This is a genomic window from Xenorhabdus sp. SGI246 (assembly GCF_040838225.1).
GTDB classification, from domain to species: domain Bacteria; phylum Pseudomonadota; class Gammaproteobacteria; order Enterobacterales; family Enterobacteriaceae; genus Xenorhabdus; species Xenorhabdus indica.
The window spans coordinates 22,882-43,537 of the sequence record NZ_JBFPEZ010000068.1; the positions used below are offsets into that span (position 1 = coordinate 22,882).

General features: G+C 39.2%; 20 protein-coding genes. 7 read left to right on the forward strand and 13 right to left on the reverse strand.

Translation table 11 applies throughout. The annotated features are described in order from the left end of the window. Positions 1-44: 44 nt before the first annotated feature. Positions 45-935, forward strand: a complete 891-nt coding sequence (locus ABLA85_RS15400; protein WP_367965268.1) for a GNAT family N-acetyltransferase — start codon at positions 45-47, stop codon at positions 933-935. On the opposite strand, the gene rfaC is transcribed toward ABLA85_RS15400, so the two are convergent. From rfaC to rfaD, 3 genes are read right to left on the reverse strand one after another with little or no spacing between them, the layout of a single operon-like run. Further along, a complete protein-coding gene (rfaC, locus tag ABLA85_RS15405; RefSeq protein ID WP_367965269.1) occupies positions 915-1,892 on the reverse strand; it encodes a lipopolysaccharide heptosyltransferase RfaC in 978 nt (325 codons plus the stop codon). The two genes, ABLA85_RS15400 and rfaC, sit on opposite strands and share 21 nt — an antisense overlap. Then, on the reverse strand, positions 1,892-2,944 hold the full coding sequence (gene rfaF / locus ABLA85_RS15410) for an ADP-heptose--LPS heptosyltransferase RfaF (RefSeq protein WP_367965270.1): 1,053 nt from the start codon (positions 2,942-2,944) through the stop codon (positions 1,892-1,894). The genes rfaC and rfaF overlap by 1 nt, the downstream gene beginning before the upstream one ends. A 9-nt stretch (positions 2,945-2,953) precedes the next feature. Beyond that, a complete protein-coding gene (rfaD, locus tag ABLA85_RS15415) occupies positions 2,954-3,892 on the reverse strand; it encodes an ADP-glyceromanno-heptose 6-epimerase (protein ID WP_367965271.1) in 939 nt (312 codons plus the stop codon). Positions 3,893-4,128: 236 nt separating this feature from the next. Here rfaD and kbl point away from each other — a divergent pair, with 236 nt between their 5' ends. Next, entirely contained in the window at positions 4,129-5,325 is a 1,197-nt protein-coding gene (kbl, locus tag ABLA85_RS15420) for a glycine C-acetyltransferase (protein WP_367965272.1), read from the forward strand. A 9-nt stretch (positions 5,326-5,334) separates the two neighbouring features. Beyond that, a complete protein-coding gene (gene tdh / locus ABLA85_RS15425; protein WP_367965273.1) occupies positions 5,335-6,360 on the forward strand; it encodes an L-threonine 3-dehydrogenase in 1,026 nt (341 codons plus the stop codon). A gap of 44 nt (positions 6,361-6,404) precedes the next feature. Here tdh and ABLA85_RS15430 read toward each other — a convergent pair whose 3' ends face one another. Together ABLA85_RS15430 and envC are read right to left on the reverse strand one after the other, a co-directional pair. After that, positions 6,405-7,406 (reverse strand): divergent polysaccharide deacetylase family protein, encoded by a 1,002-nt coding sequence (locus ABLA85_RS15430; RefSeq protein ID WP_367965287.1) that lies wholly within the window; start codon positions 7,404-7,406, stop codon positions 6,405-6,407. A gap of 99 nt (positions 7,407-7,505) precedes the next feature. Then, positions 7,506-8,807 (reverse strand): murein hydrolase activator EnvC, encoded by a 1,302-nt coding sequence (gene envC, locus ABLA85_RS15435; RefSeq protein ID WP_367965274.1) that lies wholly within the window; start codon positions 8,805-8,807, stop codon positions 7,506-7,508. Between the two features lie 386 nt (positions 8,808-9,193). Here envC and ABLA85_RS15440 point away from each other — a divergent pair, with 386 nt between their 5' ends. The 4 genes from ABLA85_RS15440 to cysE all read left to right on the forward strand — a co-directional run bounded on the left by ABLA85_RS15440 (position 9,194) and on the right by cysE (position 12,274). Beyond that, positions 9,194-9,631 carry a rhodanese-like domain-containing protein gene (locus ABLA85_RS15440; RefSeq protein ID WP_367965275.1) on the forward strand — a complete coding sequence of 146 codons (438 nt, stop codon included), beginning with the start codon at positions 9,194-9,196 and terminating at the stop codon, positions 9,629-9,631. A 197-nt stretch (positions 9,632-9,828) separates the two neighbouring features. Beyond that, positions 9,829-10,299, forward strand: coding sequence for a protein-export chaperone SecB (gene secB, locus ABLA85_RS15445; protein ID WP_367965276.1), 471 nt, complete (start codon positions 9,829-9,831; stop codon positions 10,297-10,299). Beyond that, positions 10,299-11,318 carry an NAD(P)H-dependent glycerol-3-phosphate dehydrogenase gene (gene gpsA / locus ABLA85_RS15450; protein ID WP_367965277.1) on the forward strand — a complete coding sequence of 340 codons (1,020 nt, stop codon included), beginning with the start codon at positions 10,299-10,301 and terminating at the stop codon, positions 11,316-11,318. The genes secB and gpsA overlap by 1 nt, the downstream gene beginning before the upstream one ends. Before the next feature lie 134 nt (positions 11,319-11,452). Further along, positions 11,453-12,274, forward strand: a complete 822-nt coding sequence (cysE, locus tag ABLA85_RS15455) for a serine O-acetyltransferase (protein ID WP_099136550.1) — start codon at positions 11,453-11,455, stop codon at positions 12,272-12,274. Positions 12,275-12,343: 69 nt separating this feature from the next. Here cysE and trmL read toward each other — a convergent pair whose 3' ends face one another. The 8 genes from trmL to ABLA85_RS15495 form a co-directional block, all read right to left on the reverse strand. Next, positions 12,344-12,847 carry a tRNA (uridine(34)/cytosine(34)/5-carboxymethylaminomethyluridine(34)-2'-O)-methyltransferase TrmL gene (gene trmL / locus ABLA85_RS15460; protein WP_367965278.1) on the reverse strand — a complete coding sequence of 168 codons (504 nt, stop codon included), beginning with the start codon at positions 12,845-12,847 and terminating at the stop codon, positions 12,344-12,346. Further along, a complete protein-coding gene (locus ABLA85_RS15465) occupies positions 12,807-14,048 on the reverse strand; it encodes a DegT/DnrJ/EryC1/StrS family aminotransferase (protein ID WP_367965279.1) in 1,242 nt (413 codons plus the stop codon). Before ABLA85_RS15465 ends, trmL begins: the two co-directional genes overlap by 41 nt. Positions 14,049-14,052: 4 nt before the next feature. Next, complete coding sequence (locus ABLA85_RS15470; protein WP_367965280.1) at positions 14,053-14,652, reverse strand: sugar transferase; 600 nt, start codon at positions 14,650-14,652, stop codon at positions 14,053-14,055. A gap of 224 nt (positions 14,653-14,876) precedes the next feature. After that, positions 14,877-16,517 carry a polysaccharide biosynthesis protein gene (locus ABLA85_RS15475; protein WP_367965281.1) on the reverse strand — a complete coding sequence of 547 codons (1,641 nt, stop codon included), beginning with the start codon at positions 16,515-16,517 and terminating at the stop codon, positions 14,877-14,879. Between the two features lie 659 nt (positions 16,518-17,176). Then, positions 17,177-18,412, reverse strand: coding sequence for a glycosyltransferase family 4 protein (locus ABLA85_RS15480; RefSeq protein ID WP_367965282.1), 1,236 nt, complete (start codon positions 18,410-18,412; stop codon positions 17,177-17,179). 7 nt (positions 18,413-18,419) lie between these two features. Beyond that, positions 18,420-19,295 (reverse strand): DapH/DapD/GlmU-related protein, encoded by an 876-nt coding sequence (locus tag ABLA85_RS15485; RefSeq protein ID WP_367965283.1) that lies wholly within the window; start codon positions 19,293-19,295, stop codon positions 18,420-18,422. Then, positions 19,280-19,927 carry a PIG-L deacetylase family protein gene (locus ABLA85_RS15490; RefSeq protein WP_367965284.1) on the reverse strand — a complete coding sequence of 216 codons (648 nt, stop codon included), beginning with the start codon at positions 19,925-19,927 and terminating at the stop codon, positions 19,280-19,282. The genes ABLA85_RS15485 and ABLA85_RS15490 overlap by 16 nt, the downstream gene beginning before the upstream one ends. A 126-nt stretch (positions 19,928-20,053) precedes the next feature. Continuing rightward, the coding region (locus ABLA85_RS15495; protein WP_367965285.1) for an IS630 family transposase at positions 20,054-20,656 on the reverse strand (603 nt) is incomplete at its 5' end.

Genomic DNA, 20,656 nt, shown 5'->3' on the forward strand with positions numbered 1-20,656 from the left:
TAAAAATCAGCTTAATATTAAAAAGCCATTTTATGGAATAGGATATGGAAAAAGTAAAATCATTTTTTTGGGGATGGAAAAAATGTAATTTCGAACAATATAAAGAAATTCACGCTCTTTTTGGCGGTTGTGTATTAACACATCCCAACATCGTCTCTTTTTTAAATAGGCATATTGAAGGTAACCCGCTCTCCTTCTATTTTAAAGAAAAAGGAACTGCCGTTGAGGGAGCTTGCTTCTTTGTTAAAAACCAAAAATTAGTAGAAAAAATCCAGGGCACCTATCCACTCCCTCATGATGAAGTGATTTTTCCTATCGCAACAGATGCAAAGTTATTGTTACCTATAAAATCAAAGAGATTATCTCCTATTCATAAAAATAATTTTATCAATGCCAGTTATAAGGCTCCTTTTAGTAAGCGTCAAATCTGCCTGATTAAAGAAAATTTCTCTTACAAAACCCGTCGTAACCGCAAGAATGAGATAAACAAATTCACTCGCGCAGGCGGAGAAATTCGTCTTTCAAGTGAATTCAGCGCTGAAGAATTGGTTGATATTTACATCAATTTATATCAAAAGCGTTGGAATTATTGTCATTCGCCAAAAGAACGTCAGCGTTTGCTTGAGATATACACAGAGCTTCGAGAGCATATATTTGGTTACGTGTTACTTATTAATGGTTCACCTTGTGCGTATGATTTTGTATTACGTGCCGATAGTCCTAAATGGATTTCATTTGATGCTATTAATGGAGGATATGATCCTGAGTATGCACATCTCAGTGTTGGTAGCATTTTGATGTGGGTTAATATCCAGGCGGCAAAAGCATTATGTCAGACAGCAGATAAGACTATGCGTTATTCGTTGGGTAATCCTACTCTTGAATATAAAAGCCGCTGGTGTGAGACCTTCCCACTAGGCAAGGTTCTTATTTAATATCTTTTGCAAGAACAGCATTACTTCTGCCGGAGTAATACTCTGCATCGTATTATCCACTGATTTCAAGGTATGCTGTTCTTTCCCGTACCCGCCAATCAAGCCAGGATCTGTCGGGCCAAACAGAGTAATATTTGGACGATCCAGGGCGGCAGTGAGATGGCTTAATCCTGTATCAACAGATACCACCGCTTTTGTGCCAGCAAGAGCCTGTGCAACTTCTGCTAATGTTAATTTTGGTAATACGTCAACATGAGAAAAACCGTCTGCCAGCCGTAATGCTCTCTGATATTCATGTTCTGCTCCCCAGGGGAGCTTGATGCGCATACCCGTTGGTTGAATCTCTGCGATCAGTTGGCGCCAATGGTTTTCTGGCCAATGTTTCTCATCACGAGTGGTAGCATGCAGGAATACCAGATAATCATTTCCATTTTCTGATTGTTGGTTCAGAAAGTGGCGGGTGATAGAATAATCACCTGTTTCTGTAGGCTTTTGATAACCAAGACTCTCTGCAAACAATGCACGAATTCGTTCTACAGCATGTTGCTGTTTGCCCACAGAATGGTGTTGATCGTAGAAAAAGCTGGCCAATGGTTCACGAATGCTTTTTTTGTCATAGCCATGTTTTGGACCGTGGGCTAGGCGTGTCACTAAAAAAGCACTTTTTAACAGCCCTTGAGCATCAATAATTACATCATATTTTCGTTGCTGTAATTGTTCCCTGAAACGTGCGCGTTCTTCACGGATATCTTTCCTGAACCAATTTTTTCTCCAGCGACGAATGGCAACGGGGATAACATTTTCAACTGCACTATGCCATGTGGGTATTTGGGCGAATCCCTCTTCAACGACCCAATCAAATTGAATACCCGATATGTACCGCATGGCATCTGTCAGTGCAGGCAAAGTATGTAACACATCGCCCATTGAAGACGTTTTTACCAGTAAAACACGCATTAACTCTGGTTCTCCGTCTGTAAAAGTTTTTCCAATGAGGCTAAAACCTGCTCTGGTTGAATATCAATAAGACTCTGATGATAACCACCCGCGCCGTCACCTTTCCTGATTTTATGAAAACCCGTAATTAGACGGATCACTTCGGCTTTGTCCGATAGTGGAGGAGTGAAGTCAGGGCTACTTGGCCCATATAATGCCACCAGAGGGCGGTTCAGAGCTGCTGCGACATGCATCAAACCTGAGTCATTTGTAACAATGGCATCACACGCTGCGATAATATTGACTGCCTGTTCAAGGGAAGTTTGTCCTGCGAGATTAAGACAGTTTTCCCGTGCATCTTCACTTAGAAGCGTCCGGATATCTTCACCAGCTTCATTATCCTTAGCTGAACCAAATAACAATATTTGATAACCCTTTTGAGTAATTAACTGTTCAGCCAATGCGGCGTAATGATAATGTGGCCAACGTTTAGCCGGGCCAAACTCTGCACCGGGGCAAAAACCGATAATCGGGCGATGATCGGCGATATTAAAAGCTGTTGTTGATTCAGCAATGTCTTCGTCACTGACAGCTAACTGAGGCCATAGCAGTGGTTGGGGAAGATCTTCAGCACTGTGTACAGTTTTCCTGTCATAGGCGAGAGCAACATAGCGCTGAACCATGAGTGGAAAGGCACTTTTATTCAGGACGCGGATATCATTCAGGAAACCATAGCGCATTTCACCACGCCAGCCTGTACGCAGAGGGATATTGGCGAAGAAAGGCACCAAAGCAGACTTGAAGGAGTTGGGGAGTACGTGAGCGTGATCATATTCAATTTCACGCAGTGCTATCCCAAGGCGGCGACGTTCACCAAGCGCAAGCGCTCCGTGTCCCAGCGGCATTGCCAGCGCCTGATTAACTTCCGGCATCTTTGCCAGTAGCGGGCGGCACCATGCTGGTGCCATCACATCAATTTCTGCATTTGGGTACAAAGCCTTCAAGGTGCGGTAGAGGCTTTGTGACATCATCATGTCACCCACCCACGATGGGCCGATCACCAATATCTTCATAGAAGTCGATTAATTATCCTGATTGAGCCATTTCATATATTCAGTAACACCTTCAGCAACGGTTTTGAATGCGTTGTCATAACCTGCTGCGCGAAGTTTTGTCAGATCAGCCTGAGTAAAGCTCTGGTAGCGACCTTTTAGCTTTTCTGGAAATTCAATGTATTCTACGGCAGGCGATTTTTCCTTATGGAATTCAATAACGGCGTCAGCAACGGCCTGGAAAGACTCCGCCCGGCCTGTACCGCAGTTAAAAATGCCGGAAACACTATTTTTCCAGAACCACAGGTTTACTGCTGCAACGTCACCAACATAAATAAAATCGCGTTGGAAATGTTCGCTGCCTGCAAATAATTTCGGGTTCTGGCCTTGGTTAATTTGGGTGTTCAAATGGTAGGCGACACTGGCCATACTGTCTTTATGCCCTTCACGTGGTCCGTATACATTGAAATAACGGAAGCCACAAATTTGAGAATCTGCGTGTGGCAAAATATCGCGAACATACTGATCAAAAAGAAATTTTGAGTAGCCGTAAACATTGAGAGGCTTCTCATACTGGCGTTCTTCAATGAAATTATCACTGCGCCCACCATAAGTTGCGGCAGAAGAGGCGTACAGGAATGGGATCTGACGATCGAGGCAGTAATGCAATACATCTTTAGAGTACTGATAATTATTGTCCATCATATACTTGCCATCCCATTCAGTTGTGGATGAACAAGCACCTTCATGGAAAATAGCATCAATATCGCCCAAATCATCACCTGCAACGATACTGGCAATAAAATCTTCCTTATCCATATAATCGCTGATATCTAAATCAACCAGATTAACGAACTTTGTACCATCTTTCAGATTATCAACAACCAGAATATCCTTATAGCCTTCGTCATTCAGTGCTTTGACAATATTGCTGCCAATAAACCCTGCGCCGCCAGTGACAATAATCATTTGGCCCACCTTTAACTAGTCAGTTCACTTTATTTTAATGCGTATCATATCACTTAACCCTACTAACGACAGCAGGTGAAATAGGCGAATATCCTGAAATCCTGCTGCATTGCAGTCTCAAGGCCGTGATCAGCTTTACAAAGTTGATATTATCTTTCTGGCTGTGTCGTCACTGGCAGGATCTATAAGTAAAATACACCATACCTTTCACTTATTCAGGTAATCAGGAGAGAAAAATGTCAGCGTCGTTTTATCAGCAAATTAATGATCAGTTGGAACAAACCCGTGCGGAAGGGCTATTCAAAAGTGAACGTATTATTACTTCTGCGCAAAATGCCGATATTGCTGTTGCGGATGGCAACAATGTCATTAATTTCTGTGCCAATAACTACTTAGGGTTGGCTAATCACCCTGACCTGATCGCTGCCGCAAAAGCAGGAATGGATAGTCATGGCTTTGGTATGGCATCCGTGCGTTTTATTTGTGGTACGCAAGACTCCCATAAAGAATTAGAAAATAAAATAGCTGAATTTTTGGGCATGGAAGATGCCATTTTGTACTCCTCATGTTTTGATGCTAATGGGGGGCTGTTTGAAACATTGTTCGGCCCAGAAGACGCCATTATTTCAGATGCACTGAACCACGCTTCGATTATTGATGGTATTCGCCTATGTAAAGCAAAACGTTATCGTTATGCCAATAATGACATGCAAGAATTAAGAGCACAGTTGGAGAAAGCAAAAGCAGAAGGTGCTCAGAATATCCTGATCGCAACTGATGGTGTGTTCTCAATGGATGGTGTCATTGCGGATCTGAAATCTATCTGCGATTTGGCGGATGAATTTGGGGCGCTGGTCATGGTTGATGATTCTCATGCAGTAGGGTTCGTTGGCAAGCACGGCCGTGGTACTCATGAATATTGTGATGTCATGGGGCGTGTTGATATCATCACTGGCACACTCGGTAAAGCGTTAGGTGGGGCGTCCGGTGGTTATACCGCCGCACGTAGAGAAGTTGTGGAATGGTTGCGTCAGCGTTCACGTCCTTACCTGTTTTCCAATTCCTTGGCTCCGGCTATTGTTGCGGCCTCCATCAAAGTATTGGATATGTTGAAAGATGGAGACGATCTGCGTGAACGTCTCTGGAAAAATGCTAACTTGTTCCGTGAAAAAATGACGGCTGCTGGTTTTACACTGGCGGGTGCAGATCATGCCATTATTCCGGTTATGTTGGGGGATGCGAAGCTGGCGCAGGAATTTGCCTCTGAGCTGCTGAAAGAAGGCATTTATGTGATTGGTTTCTTCTATCCTGTGGTTCCTAAAGGCCAAGCACGTATTCGTACCCAGATCTCTGCTGCTCATACCGAAGAACAAATTGAACGTGTTGTGGCTGCATTTACACGTATCGGTAAGCAGTTGAATATCATTACATAAGGTATCACTATGAAAGCGTTGTCAAAATTAAAGCCAGAAGAAGGTATTTGGATGACGGATGTGCCTACACCGGAACTGGGGCATAATGATGTGATGATTAAAATCCGTAAGACTGCAATTTGTGGAACGGATGTGCACATTTACAACTGGGATGATTGGTCTCAGAAGACTATTCCTGTGCCGATGGTAGTAGGGCATGAATACGTGGGAGAAGTGGTCGCAATTGGTCAGGAAGTCAAAGGATTCAAAATTGGCGATCGTGTATCTGGTGAAGGTCATATTACCTGTGGTTATTGCCGTAACTGTCGTGGTGGACGCACACATTTGTGCCGTAACACAACAGGAATTGGGGTAAACCGGGCTGGCTCATTTGCTGAGTATTTAGTTATTCCGGCATTCAATGCTTTTAAAATTCCAGACAATATTTCGGACGAACTGGCTGCGATTTTTGACCCATTTGGCAACGCTGTTCATACTGCACTCTCCTTTGATTTAGTAGGAGAAGATGTACTGGTATCGGGAGCCGGTCCTATCGGTATCATGGCTGCGGCTGTGTGTAAACATGTTGGGGCACGTCATGTTGTGATCACCGATGTGAATGAATACCGCCTTGATTTAGCAAGTAAAATGGGCGTTACTCGTGCTGTGAATATCAGTAAGGAGAGTCTGACGGATGTTATGTCAGAACTGGGCATGACTGAAGGCTTTGATATTGGTTTGGAGATGTCTGGTGCTCCTCCTGCATTCCGTACCTTATTGAACATTATGAATCATGGCGGGCGTATCGCTTTATTGGGTATACCTCCTTCAGATATGGCGATCGATTGGAGCCAGGTCATTTTTAAAGGACTATTTATCAAAGGCATTTACGGACGTGAAATGTTCGAAACATGGTACAAAATGGCGACACTTATTCAGTCCGGTTTGGATTTAACCCCAATTATTACCCACCAATTCCCGATAGATGATTACCAGAAAGGCTTTGATATCATGCGCTCCGGGCAATCTGGTAAAGTTATCCTGAATTGGGATTAATTGAATTTCTGACAAAATTTTAATCAAGCCGTCAAAATAGATTGCTAAAAATCAGGGCAGACGCTCATCTCTTTATGGGCGTCTGTTTTATTTTCCAGTGTCTTATCTTTTTGTGATCTTAAATGACCCGTGCTATGCAGTTTCTCTTGTTTTGATGTGGAGTTTTGTAATTTTTCAAGACCCTGATTTAAGACATCAACAATGACACTGGGAACCAATGTTTCCCCAACTAGCCTGAAATAATCCAATTTGGATTCTAATACCGTTACAGATTTGGTTTCAGGAGATTTCATACATTTTTGTTTGGTGAGTAGGCTGATTTGTGAGTTGCTTTGTTTACTGGTTAGAGAATGCTTGAGCAGTACACTGGGTGTTACCAGTTCAATATCATCTGGCAACGTTGCTAACCCTTGCTGTAATGCCCGAATAGTAGTTGGATAAGGATGTCCAATGGCGATGGCAGAGCCTTGTTTGCGAGCCAGAGCAATAGCCCGGTTGAGTTGGTGCAGCGCTTCTGCTTCTGTTTGTACATTGTCTAAGAAGATATTCCGGCGGAGCACTTGTACAGGTGTTCCCATGGAGGCCTTAGCGACCTGAGTCTTACCGATAGTTACGCTGTCCAGAAAATAGAGATGATATTGAGATAATGCATTCATCACTTTTTTCATACCAGTGAGATTGGAGGTCATCGCGCTGCCCATATGGTTGTTCACACCAATCGCATGAGGAACTTTTTTTATGGCATCGTGAATAATGTCTTCAATGTCCTCACTGCTCATGGAAGGATGCAGGGTATTTTTCTCTAACGGTTGTTTACTCATTGGCGCCATTGGCAAATGTATCAAGACCTCTCTACCTTGCTTATGGGCTTTTTGCGCCATTTCTCTGCCATATGGAGAATCAGGAAGTACGGCAATGGAAATTGCAGCAGGCATCTGCAATATCTTATTTTCATTGTGAACACGGTAGCCAAAGTCATCAATGACAATGGCTAAGCGTGCGGCATGGGCATTCAGAGTAAATAACAAGATAGTGATCAACAACAGAACCCAAAACTTTGGTAACCGACAGCACAATATTCTAAATAATAGAGTGAATGAGTGAACGCACTTTATTAATAGATATTGCACAATTATTTCCTTCTCTTATTTTCCTAACCACGGTAAAGGATTGACGGTACGCCCCTGACGGCGGATCTCAAAGTATAATGAAGGTTGCTGTTGCCCGCCGCTGCTACCAACCAGAGCTATCGGCTGACCTGCCCGGACTTGCTGGTCAACACTAACCAACAGGCTTTGGTTATAGCCATAAATACTCATATCTCCTTTACCGTGTTCAAGCACGACAACCAGACCATAGCCCTGTAACCAGTCTGCCAGTAATACCCGGCCATCTGAAATTGCTTTAACTTCCGTGCCTTCGGCTGCGGAGATAACCATGCCTTTCCAGCGTAACTCGCCTTGTATTGTTTCCCCGAAGCTGTGAATGACCCGCCCATGTACAGGCCAGATTGCTTGCCCGGCAGGGCGACCAAGCCCACCGGTTCGCGCCATAAGTGCGCGTTCATCTTCTGTTGGTTTATAACTGGAGCCTTTTTGTTGAGCCTGTTTCTGCTTGGCTGCTATTTGCGTACGGACACGTGCGGCTTCACGCGCTTCGCGCTCAGCGCGGGCTTTGGCTTCCCGTTCTGCTTTAGCAATTTTGTTACGCAGACGAGTTTCGTTTTGCCGAAGCTCAGCCAGGCTTTGTTGATCTTTCTTTAATGAAGACTCAAGTACAGTCAGTGTTCTTTTCCGGGCAGAACGGACAACTTCCATTTTTTGTTTTTGTTGCTTTTGGTCGCTGAGTAATGTTTGTTGCTCATTCAGTTTTTCTTGTTGCAGCTTTTTTTGTTGGTTAAGCTTGTCAGTTGTTTTTTGCAATTTAGTGATAGTTTCCTGACGAGCCTGATTCAGATAACTGTAATAAGCGAGTATGCGTTCTTTACGCTGTGTTTCCGGGCCATTAAACAATAATTCTAAACCCTGATGATTCCCTTGCCGGAATGCGGCATCTAATTGGCTGGCAAGTAGCTTACGCTGCTCTTTTTGCTGCATTTGCAGATGGTGAATACCTTTCGTTAATGACGAAATTTCATTTCCCAGTTTGTTCAGGTGGGCTTGTGTACTATGTAAGGAACGCCCGACTTCTGAAATCGTCCCCTCTTGTTCCTTGAGTTGCTTGAGGAGCTCTGTACGTTGTTTTTGTTGTTGTTTGACGCTTTTCTCTTTCTCGGCAATATTCTGTTGAATATCTTTAAGTTGGTTTTTATTTTCTGAAATTTGATTGGCGAAGGTTCCCGTGCAGAAAAAAGCAAACAGTAAGGCACAGAACAGTAAGGCACTGTTTCTTGCTTTCCACTGTTTCTGCTGGTGATGACAGCTTTTTAAATCCTTATTATCAGCCATTTGATTCAATACCTTGCCACGCTCTACTATATTTATAGTGCTTGATTTATAGCGCCTGCCTACATCTGTCTGTCGCGCCCGATTATTTCATGTGAAATTGCCTCTGACCAGAGAATGGCCTATTTTTTTATCTTTTTGAACCACAATATAAATTTTAGTTAACTTAGCTCATTTATTATCGAAGATCCTGTATATGTCCAGTTTGGCATGAAATATTTTAATGATGTATAACAATCAAGTGATTAGTGAGGATTTTTTATTTTTTCTCGAAACTCTCCGCAAAATCTGCATTAGGTTGATGCTAATTGGCTGTAATTGACACAACACACAGGTATACTCTGTTACCTTAGATTTTTGTTATTAACTAATGGGAGTTGTTGCCCTCCATGCTGCAAGAAATCATGCAATTTATTAGCCGGAACACGGTCCTGAGCCTTGTTTGGATTGCCCTGTTGGTGGCTGTCATTGTCCTGACAGTAAAAAGTGTATTCTCCAAGAGTAAAGATATCACTCGCGCACAGGTGATCCATTTAATCAATAAGGAAGATGCTATCGTCGTTGATTTACGCTCTCGTGACGATTTCCGCAGAGGGCATATCATTGGTTCTGTTAACCTGACACCTTCTGAGATTAAAGAGAATAATCTGGGTGAATTGGAAAAACATAAAAAACAGCCTGTGATCATTGTCTCAGCGAATGGACTGGAATCTAAAACACCAGCAGAGAATCTGGTGAAGGCAGGCTTTGAACAAGTTTATACCCTGAAAGAGGGAATTGCCGGGTGGACGGGTGAAAACCTACCATTATCCCGAGGCAAGAAATAACGAATACAGATGTAAGTAGTATATACCCAATAGATTTCCAGATGCAGCACGACGGCAAGGGAGTGAATCGCTGAGAGCATAGATAACGATGTGACTAGGGTGAATGAGCGCAGCCAACAGAGCTACAACTTGAAAAATGAAGGGTATACTTACATTATCAAGGTTTAATAAGGACATATCAAAAGGTAAAAATTATTATGTCAGAACAAAACAACACCGAAATGGCTTTCCAGATCCAACGTGTATATACGAAAGACATTTCTTTCGAATCACCTAAGGCACCTCAAATTTTCCAACAAGAATGGCAGCCAGAGGTTAAATTAGATCTGGATACCGCTTCCAATGAATTAGTTCAGGGAGTCTATGAAGTTGTTCTGCGTGTCACTGTCACGGCGACACTAGGAGAAGAAACCGCATTCTTGTGCGAAGTTCAGCAGGCTGGTATTTTCTCTATTGATGGTATTGAAGGAACTCAACTGGCGCACTGCTTAGGTGCATATTGCCCGAATATTTTGTTCCCATATGCCCGTGAGTGCATTACTAACTTGGTGGGGCGTGGTACTTTCCCACAATTGAACCTGGCACCAGTTAACTTTGATGCTTTGTTCATGAATTACTTGCAACAGCAGGCTGATTCTCAGTCTGATGAGGCAACACAGGAAGCCTAATGAATACTGCTTCTATGACAGTAATCGGTGCCGGTTCATATGGCACCGCTTTAGCCATTACACTGGCTCGTAATGGACATGATGTTGTCCTTTGGGGCCATAACCCCACACATGTTCATGCCTTGCAACAAGCCCGTTGTAATCAGGCATTCTTACCGGATGTTTCTTTCCCTGATAGCTTACAGCTTGAAGCCGATCTAAAAAGTGCTGTTTCAGCCAGCCTTAATATTCTGATTGTGGTTCCTAGCCATGTTTTTGGCGATGTCTTACAGCAGATAAAACCGCATTTACAACCAGACTCTCGTATTGTTTGGGCCACTAAAGGCCTTGAAGCGGAAACGGGTCGTTTATTGCAGGATGTGGCGCGTGAGATATTAGGTCATGAAATCCCATTGGCGGTAGTCTCTGGCCCGACATTTGCGAAAGAACTGGCTGCGGGTTTACCGACAGCGATTGCCGTATCAGCGACAACATCTGAATTTGGTGAAGAACTCCAGCAGCTTTTCCATTGTGGCAAAAGCTTCCGGGTATACAAAAACCCTGATTTTATTGGCGTGCAACTTGGTGGGGCGATCAAGAACGTTATTGCCATTGGTGCAGGGATTTCGGATGGCATGGGGTTCGGTGCTAATGCTCGCACTGCATTGATTACCCGTGGATTAGCGGAAATGAGTCGCCTTGGTGCTGCTTTGGGGGCTGACCCATCCACATTTATGGGAATGGCCGGATTGGGTGATTTAGTGTTGACATGTACTGATAATCAATCCCGTAACCGTCGTTTTGGTATGAGGTTAGGGCAAGGAGTCAATGTTGACGCTGCACAGCGTGAGATTGGACAGGTTGTTGAAGGATATCGTAATACAAAAGAAGTCCGGGCATTAGCTAAGCGGGTTGGAGTTGAAATGCCTATCACGGAGCAAATTTACCAGATATTATATCGCAACAAAAATGTAATCGAAGCAGCTCAGGCATTATTGGGAAGAGCTACAAGGGATGAAGGAGAAAGTTCCCGCGCTTAATTAGATTAAAATCGCCATAAATATTTTTTCCGGCATATGTCCAATAGATTCCAAGAAGAAAGGCATAGTTCTGGGATAAATCAGGTGCGAATCCATTCGCGATGGTGAAAAACAATCACATGAGAATGATTGATATGTCTCAAGAAGAACTGAATGAAGTTTGGAAAAATATAAAAAATGAGGCGAGAGCGCTGGCAGATTGTGAGCCTATGTTGGCCAGTTTTTTTCACGCGACATTACTTAAACATGAAAACCTTGGCAGTGCTTTGAGCTATATGCTCGCAAACAAATTGGCGACCCCGATTATGCCGGCGATTGCGGTCAGGGAAGTTGTTGAAGACGCTTACAGCAGTGAGCCAAAGATGATCGAATCGGCCGCTCGTGATATTAAAGCTGTCCGGTTACGGGACCCTGCTGTCGACAAATATTCCACTCCTCTGCTTTATCTGAAAGGTTTTCATGCGCTACAAGCGTATCGCATCGCACATTGGCTGTGGAAGCAAGATCGCAAAGCATTAGCGATTTATATGCAAAACCAGATTTCTGTTTCTTTTGGCGTAGATATCCATCCTGCGGCGAAAATTGGCTGTGGCATAATGCTTGACCACGCAACAGGAATTGTCATCGGTGAAACCGCAGTAGTTGAGAATGATGTTTCTATTCTGCAATCCGTAACACTCGGTGGTACAGGTAAAGCGTGTGGAGATCGGCACCCGAAAGTGCGTGAAGGAGTAATGATTGGCGCGGGTTCAAAAATTCTCGGCAACATAGAAATTGGCCGTGGTGCAAAAATTGGGGCGGGTTCAGTTGTATTAAGACCTGTTCCGCCGCATACCACTGTGGCAGGAGTACCCGCACGGATTGTTGGTAAACCGGAAAGTGATAAGCCATCTCTGGATATGAACCAGCATTTTAACGGAATGAATAATGGATTCGAGAATGGAGATGGGATTTAAGATTTCTTCTCTATTCGTTAATAAAGAATTAAATACATTCAGCGCGGTTAGGCGCTGAATGCTTGTGTTTTAATCCCGCAACAACGCACCCGGATAACCCAGTTGCCGCCACGCTTCAAACACGACCACTGATACAGAATTCGAAAGATTCATGCTACGACTATCCGGTAGCATAGGAATTCTTATTTTCTGTTCAGATGGCATGTTATCCAGCACATAAGGAGGTAACCCGCGAGTTTCTGGGCCAAACATCAGATAATCCTCATCACGATAACTTACATTACTGTGCGCCGGAGTACCTTTTGTTGTTAGTGCAAATAGGCGTGCTCCAGAAGGGGACTGTGAATTGATTGGATTTAAACCTTCACTTTCCAAAAATGCATTGTAGTCGTGATGTTGTTTGATATTGGCAAACTCATGGTAATCCAACCCTGCACGACGCAGGCGTTTGTCATCCCATGTGAAACCTAATGGTTGGATGAGATGAAGCTGACAACCTGTGTTGGCACAAAGGCGGATGATATTACCCGTATTAGGCGGGATTTCTGGTTCGAATAGGACGATGTTTAGCATGGGTTAATACATTCATTACCGTGTTATTTTTTTGAGCGCTACTTAACACCTGATTGATTAAATTCCCCATTAATTTCATTTCTTCGGTAGTTAATGTTGGGTGTACTAAAAACATTAAACTAGTTTCACCAAGTTCTTTTGCATTCTTTAATCTGTTCTTAGGACGCCAAGCTGTATGATCAAATGCTTTTTCTAAATATACTTCAGAGCAACTTCCCTGATAGCAAGGGACACCTAATTTATTAATCTCTTCAATGATGCGGTCACGCGTCCAACCTTCTGATAATAATTCTGGTTTAACAAATGCGTAATATTTATACCAAGCATGTTGTACGTAATCAGGTACAATAGGGATTCTAATACAATCAAATTTTTCTAATGCGCTAGTGAGTATTTTTGCATTTTCAGAGCGTGTTTTAATCCATTCTGGCAATCTTTTTAATTGAATTCGTCCGATAGCTGCTTGCATTTCTGTAAGACGCCAATTAGTTCCAAAACTTTCATGTAGCCATCTAAAACCTGATTTATGTTCTTGATTATGTACTGCATCAAAACTTTTTCCATGATCTTTATAACTCCACATTTTGGACCAAAGATTGAAATCATTTGTTGTTACCATACCTCCTTCACCACCTGTTGATATAATTTTATCTTGGCAAAAGGACCATGCACTAATATGACCAAAAGTTCCGACTGAATAGCCTTTATATTTTGCGCCATGAGCTTGAGCACAATCTTCAATAATAAAAAGGTTGTGTTCGTTAGCGAAGTTAATGATTTCATCCATATCTGCAGGCATTCCTGCTAAATGTACAACTATTATGGCCTTAGTGTTAGGTGTTAAAGCATCATTAAGAGTATCAGAGGTAACATTTTGGTTATTCAGGTCAACATCAGCAAATATAGGGTTGGCTCCGGCATTGACAATGCATGACACTGAAGCTAAAAATGTTCTAGAAGTGACTAACACATCATCACCAGCACCGATATTTAATGTGTGTAATGCAATATCTAAGGCGACTGTTCCATTAGCAAGAGCAATTGCATATTTTGATTTAGTGAATTCTGCAAATTCTTTCTCAAAAGTCTTGCATTCGTTCCCAGTCCAATAGTTAACTTTATTTGAAAGTAATATCTTTTCAACAGCTTTAGCCTCTTCATCTGTAAAAGATGGCCAAGGAGAAAAGTGGGTATTTAGCATGGTATCACCTTAATGTATGTGCAATATATTTGATGTCTGCAAAGAAGGAGTATTTTAAGTAATATTCTTTATTGATTCTTACCTTATCAGGCCAGATAACTAAATCGTTATATTCTTTGGGATTAGATTTTTCTTTTAGTAATATTTCTTCATTCTTATATTTTATTGATGCAGGGCCAGTTATTCCTGGTTTTAATTTGAGGATAATTCTATCATCACCAATTAGTTTATCTGCATATCCAGGAACATCAGGTCGAGGACCTACAAAACTCATATCTCCAATTAATACATTAATTAATTGAGGTAATTCATCAATTTTATATTTTCTGAAAAAATGACCGCTTTTAGTAATTAACTGGCTGTTTTCTGATGTGATTGAAGATCTGTTTTCATATTTACCAATTGGTTTCATTGTTTTTATTTTAATAATTGAAAACATTCGTCCATTTTGTCCTATTCTTCTTTGCCGGAAAAATCCATTAGATTTTGTTTCAATAGTGGAAATTAACCAACTTATAAATATTATAGGGAAAACCATTAAAATAATTGAAATGGATAGTGTAATGTCAAATGTTCGCTTAAGAAAAATCTGTGATTTTTTCATATTTTTCTCTAATTATATATTGTTTATATATCTATAGTTTTTAAGGTGATTAAATAAAAATTCATAATAACTATGTATTCTCCTTATATTCATATAATAAGCTACCATCTTGATTGTCAAGTTTTGATAATTTAATTTTTCACTCTAGGTTGTTCTAGGATGAAAATATCTTATGAAGTTTTGGACAAATTTAACAATTCATAAATAAATTGAAATGATGATTGTCATTTTAGTAAATCACATATCTCGTCTTTAGGCTGAAATTCCAAAGGAGCATTTATTAATATTTCACGAATAGCTTCTAAATTACGTTCATAGCAAACTAATTGAAGCTGTTGTATTAATTTATTAAGTTCAGTCCATTCAATATATAATTCATTTGCTGTCATAATTCTAGGGTGATTTGTCATCGATACATTATTTCCTATTAGCAATTCTTCATATAATTTTTCACCAGGACGAAGCCCCGTTATTCTTATTTCTATGTCTCCGTTAGGATCGTTCTCATTTTTAACCGTAAAACCAGAAAGGTTTATCATTTTAACTGCTAGATCATATATCTTGACAGATTCACCCATATCCAATACAAAAACATCACCATTTTTTCCCATTGCACCAGCTTGAATAACTAGTTGGGCTGCTTCCGGGATTGTCATAAAATATCGAGTTATTTCTTTATGAGTAAGGGTTATTGGGCCTCCATTAGCTATTTGTTTTTCAAAGAGAGGTACAACTGAACCTGAAGATCCAAGCACATTTCCAAATCTTACCATAGAAAATTGAGTATGGTTACTTTGTTTAGCTAATGCTTGTAATATCAATTCAGCAAATCTTTTTGTTGCTCCCATTATGTTTGTTGGGCGAACTGCTTTATCTGTTGATATTAAAACGAACTTATCAACTTTTTGAGTAATAGCAGCCTGAGCAATAGCTAATGTACCAAAGATATTATTTTGAATACCCTCTATGGCATTCAATTCAACCAGAGGAACATGCTTGTATGCTGCAGCATGATAAATGGTATTAATGTTAAATTTATTAAGTGTTTTATTGATCTTCTCTGAATTCTTTATATCTCCTAATATAGGAATTATATTAACGTTGATTTTTTTATCTCGATTAATTTTTTGCAGCTCTTTTTCTATTGAATAAAGCGCATATTCTGTTAATTCAAGTAGAATCAAAGAGTTTGGTTTTTGTCGAATAATTTGACGGCACAATTCCGAACCAATTGAACCCCCAGCCCCAGATACGAGGACATTTTTATTCAAAATATTTTTAGACAATAATTCTGGTAATGGAGATACTTGTTCCCTACCTAAAAGATCGTCTACAGATACTCTTCTTAGAGTATCAATTTGGGCTGTTCCATCTACCAAATCATTAAAATTTGGGATTGTTAATATTTCACAATGTGTTGGTTGCAATTTTTCTATAATATTTCTTCTTTCAGAAATAGATGCACTTGGAATAGCGAGTAATATTTTTTTTACATTATATTTATCTATTAAATTAATAATAGAGTCTGGTGAGTGAACAATGATTCCATGAATACTTAAATGTTTGAGTTTGGGGTTATCATCAAGAAATGCTACTGGTTCAAATTCACGATGTTCTCTTAATATAGGTAGTAATTGTCTTCCTGATTCTCCAGCGCCATATATAATGACAGGAATTCCTTTATTCATGATGTGATTATGAAGAGTTCTGTAGAAAAGTCTAGTTCCACACAAGAAAATAACTAAAAAAGAAAAATAGATAATTGGAACAGTTCGAGGTAAAAAAGCCTGTTGGTATGACGAAAATGCTATTAGAATTAGAGTTGATAGAAATGAACCAATAATAGTCCATTTTAAAATACTCATATTAACATATCTTAATATCGCCCGATACAATCCCAATCTAATAAATATAAAAAGTGTACAGGGTATTGTTAGGCTAATTACAAACCAATGTAATAAACTGTGAATGGGAACTTCTCTGTCTAAACGTAGCCACATGCTGATCCAATATGAAAAGGTTATCATAAGAATATCAGTAATTATTAATAAAAATGTTTTTAGTAACCTTTCTTTTTTGAAAAAAGGACTCACAATCATGAATGTTACCCGAAAATTATTTTATATGGTTTTAAGAATTATTTAATCTTATATCAAGAAAAATAACTATGGATTAATCTAGCTTAGATAATGATTTGATCTTGATAGGATAGTTAATAACCATATCAATGGTAGATTTGATAAATATATAAGGTTTCTCTATCATTTATATAGGAAATGTCTGCCTTATTGATTTTAATAACAATATCTTTTTTGACCTAGGTAGCTTTTATCAAATGTGATTTGATATTTTTTCGCAATTTAATGTTATATGTCTAGTTTCATGAATATATAGTAGATTTCTATATTGGTCAACCAATACATTTTTGATAATAAAAATGTCCTCTTTTGAATCCATTTTTATCTTTATCCATATTGTGATAATTATTTTTATAAATGTCCTTATAAAGGAAATAAACCATTATTCATAGTTTTTTCATAATTTGTAAAAAATTATCAGCTAATACAGAATAGGTATGGTTCTTTAAAACATAATTTCTACCATTTTTGCCCATTTTTTGTCTCTCTTCTAGAGGGCATTCGCTTAATTTAATCAGACCATCAGCAATAGCCTTAGATGATTCTGTTTCTACAGTTAGCCCACAAGCCGCTTCTGCAATGGGATCATTTCCTGCATTAATAGAACTTAAAATTACATTTCCAGCCATCATATAATCCATTAGTTTATTGGGTGATACACCAAAACGATAAATAGGTGTTTTATGAGCACCTATGTAACTAATATCGAATAGTGACAGTAGATCTGGCATTTGTTTTTTAGTTATAGGCTCAAAGAAAGTAATGTTTTCTAAATTTAATAATTCTGAATACTTTATAAGATTATTTTTCTCTAAACCTGAACCAACCAAAATAAAATGGAATGGCTTTTCTTTTAATAAACTAGCAGCTTCTATTAAAGTGTTTAATGCATTGGGTACTCCATGGGAGCCAGCATAGCCAACTATTGTGCAGCCTTTCTTTTTTATATTTTGTATTTTCGAACTAATATTATTGGGTATTTTATCGTAACTGCCATTTTCCCAGTCAGAGCATACGATACCATTGGGGATAATATGTAATTTCTTTATATCCAATCCATGATCTATAACATGTTGGTGGACGTTCGGTAACATAGATATTACAGCATCTGAATACTTATATGCACTATTTTCAGCATATTGGCATAAAACCATAAAAGGATGTTTTGAAGACATTCCTCCTAACTCTATGGGAGATAAGGGCCACAGGTCATGAATTTCAAATATTAATTTTGCTTTATGTTTTTTGGCTAGATATTTTGCAACCCAAATGTCTAGAGGGTATGTGCTAGAAGCTATTATTACGTCTGGTTTTATTTTGTTAATGATTTTTTTATTAGATTGAATAACTTTCAATAAGAAAGAAAAGATATTTACTAAGCGAAGTATTCCATTTCCTTTGTATTTATTGGTTGGATACCAAATATAATGTATCCCATCAATGTTTTCTTCTTTTATCTTATTTTTTACATCAGGTTGCTTTGAACGTACATGAGAGAATGAAGATGCTAATATGGTTGTTTTGTGCCCATTTCTTGACCATTCTTTTGCTAAATAGTAGGGTCTAAATTCCATTCCATAATCAGGAGTTCCAGCATAGTGATTAATGTACAATATGTTCATAATATAGTTATATCTCTCTAATTTTTTTAGCTGGATTACCAGCAAAAACAGTGGATTCTGGCACATCTTTTGTTAGTACAGCACCAATACCTATAAGTGCATTATCACCAATATTTTTTTTCTGTATGATCGAGGCATTTGGGCCAATCCATGAATTATTTCCAACAGTAACTCCTCCGCTAATTTCTGCACATGCAGTGATGAAAGTTCCTTTGCCTATACGGCAATTGTGAGCTATATGGACTAAATTATCTATTTTTACATGATCTTCTATTACTGTATTCGAGAGTGTTCCTTTTGCGATACAAGTATTAGATCCGATTTCTACATTTTCACCTACAATAACTCCACCTAAGTGAGGAAAACGAATAGGTATACCATTTTGTGTTCTTTCAAACCCAAAACCATCACCTCCAATGGATGAATTTGCCCTTATCCTTGAATTTGCACCTATAATTGTTCCTGAATGTATGACTACATTATGCTCGATTTGTACATTATCATGGATAATACAGCCATCTTCAATTATAGAGTTATGACCTATGGATACAGTTGGGGATATTTTTGATTTGAATGAGAAATGGTTAAATCCAATTTTTTTTTCTAAAAAACTTAATATGCGTATGAAATCTAATCTTGGATTTTTACTAATTATAAACCTTGTTTTTTTATTATTGAATAAGCTTATATCAGACTCATCGCACACTAGAGTAACATTAGGATTTAACAATTTAACCTTTCCTTTAACAAAGGAAAGACTACCATCAGTAATACCACTTATTGGGGATATATTAGTAATATAACTATCATTCCCATGATAAGAAAGATTTAACTCTTTACATATTTTTTCTATAGAAATACCGATATTTAATTGATAACACATCTTATCACCTCGAAACTTTCAGCGTATTTAGTTCCTATTTGAACACCTCGAGTTCTTGCCAAAGAAAATATGAAATCTTCAGACATATAGTCTCTATTCTTTTGTGACTCATATTTGTGTAGAGCTGAGATTTTTTTCTGAATATGAAATTCATCTAGTTTTATAAAACAAGTAGTATCGAAAGATAAATTGTTCCAAATTAATTCATATCCAAGTATGGTTGTGTTTTTGAAAGCTCTAAGCCCTTCTTGGGCTATTGTTGAGTGATCTTGATGTATGTCTTTTAGTGAAGGCATGAGTATAAGATCGAAACTATTATTTTTTCTTATTTCAATTAAATTTTCTAAAATCTCCTGCCTAGCATAATTTAGTTTTCTTACTTGGTAATTAAAAATCATTAAATTTTCACTTCTTATACCTAGAGCCTGTGTTGCTGCTTTTACTTCCGTTTTTAGTATATCTTTTGGCATGCCTTGAGGAACAGACTCTTCTGCCGTTGAAAAAGCAACGTAAGTAACATTAGTACCATGTTCGATTAGCTTTGCTATAGTTCCCCCCGCACCAAGTTCTCCGTCATCTGTGTGAGGTGCAAGGACGAGAGCATGTCTGAAAATTTTGTTTAGGTTATTCATATATGATTTGAAATGTATTTTTTCTAAAATAATAAAATGTTTATTGTCAATTAATATTATTAGTTTTCTATCTATACCAATCTAACTTGAAGATGCAGGTTTTAAAATCTTAAAATTGTCAGTAAGTTAAGTCGTGAGTTCTTCCGCTTTTTCTGGCAAAGCGACATGGAAAAAGTGGCGAAGGGTTTCACGGAACGTCTTCGCATCCGGAAAATAGACATTGTTACGCACTTGTTCATTCATATACTTCCACAATCGCTCTATCGGATTAAGGTTTGGGCTGTAAGGCGGTAGGTAATGCAATTCAATATTCAGGACATACGCAATATCTTTCACCAATTCTGCTCGGTGGTAACCCGCACCATCCAGAATAATATGGATTTTTAGTGGGTAAGTTTCCCGGAGCGCCACGAAGAAATACGCGATGTTTTCGGCATTGATACTCGGATATTCACGGATCACAGTTTCTTCAATTCGTTGTAAATTGAGGGCACCCAGAATATTGAGACGGGTACAGCTGCCGGTGGTTTCGATCACTTTTACCTGATTTTTTCCTGCTTTCATCCAGCCATAGCTGAGCTTTGTGGACTGTGAAGGATGCACAGCATCAATAAATAGGATAGATTCATTCTGACCCGCTCGGTCTTTCAGAGACTGGTAGTCATCAATAAATTGTTGCTGCTTATCCGCATCGAATTTATGAGGTACTCTATATGAACGCATCCCGTT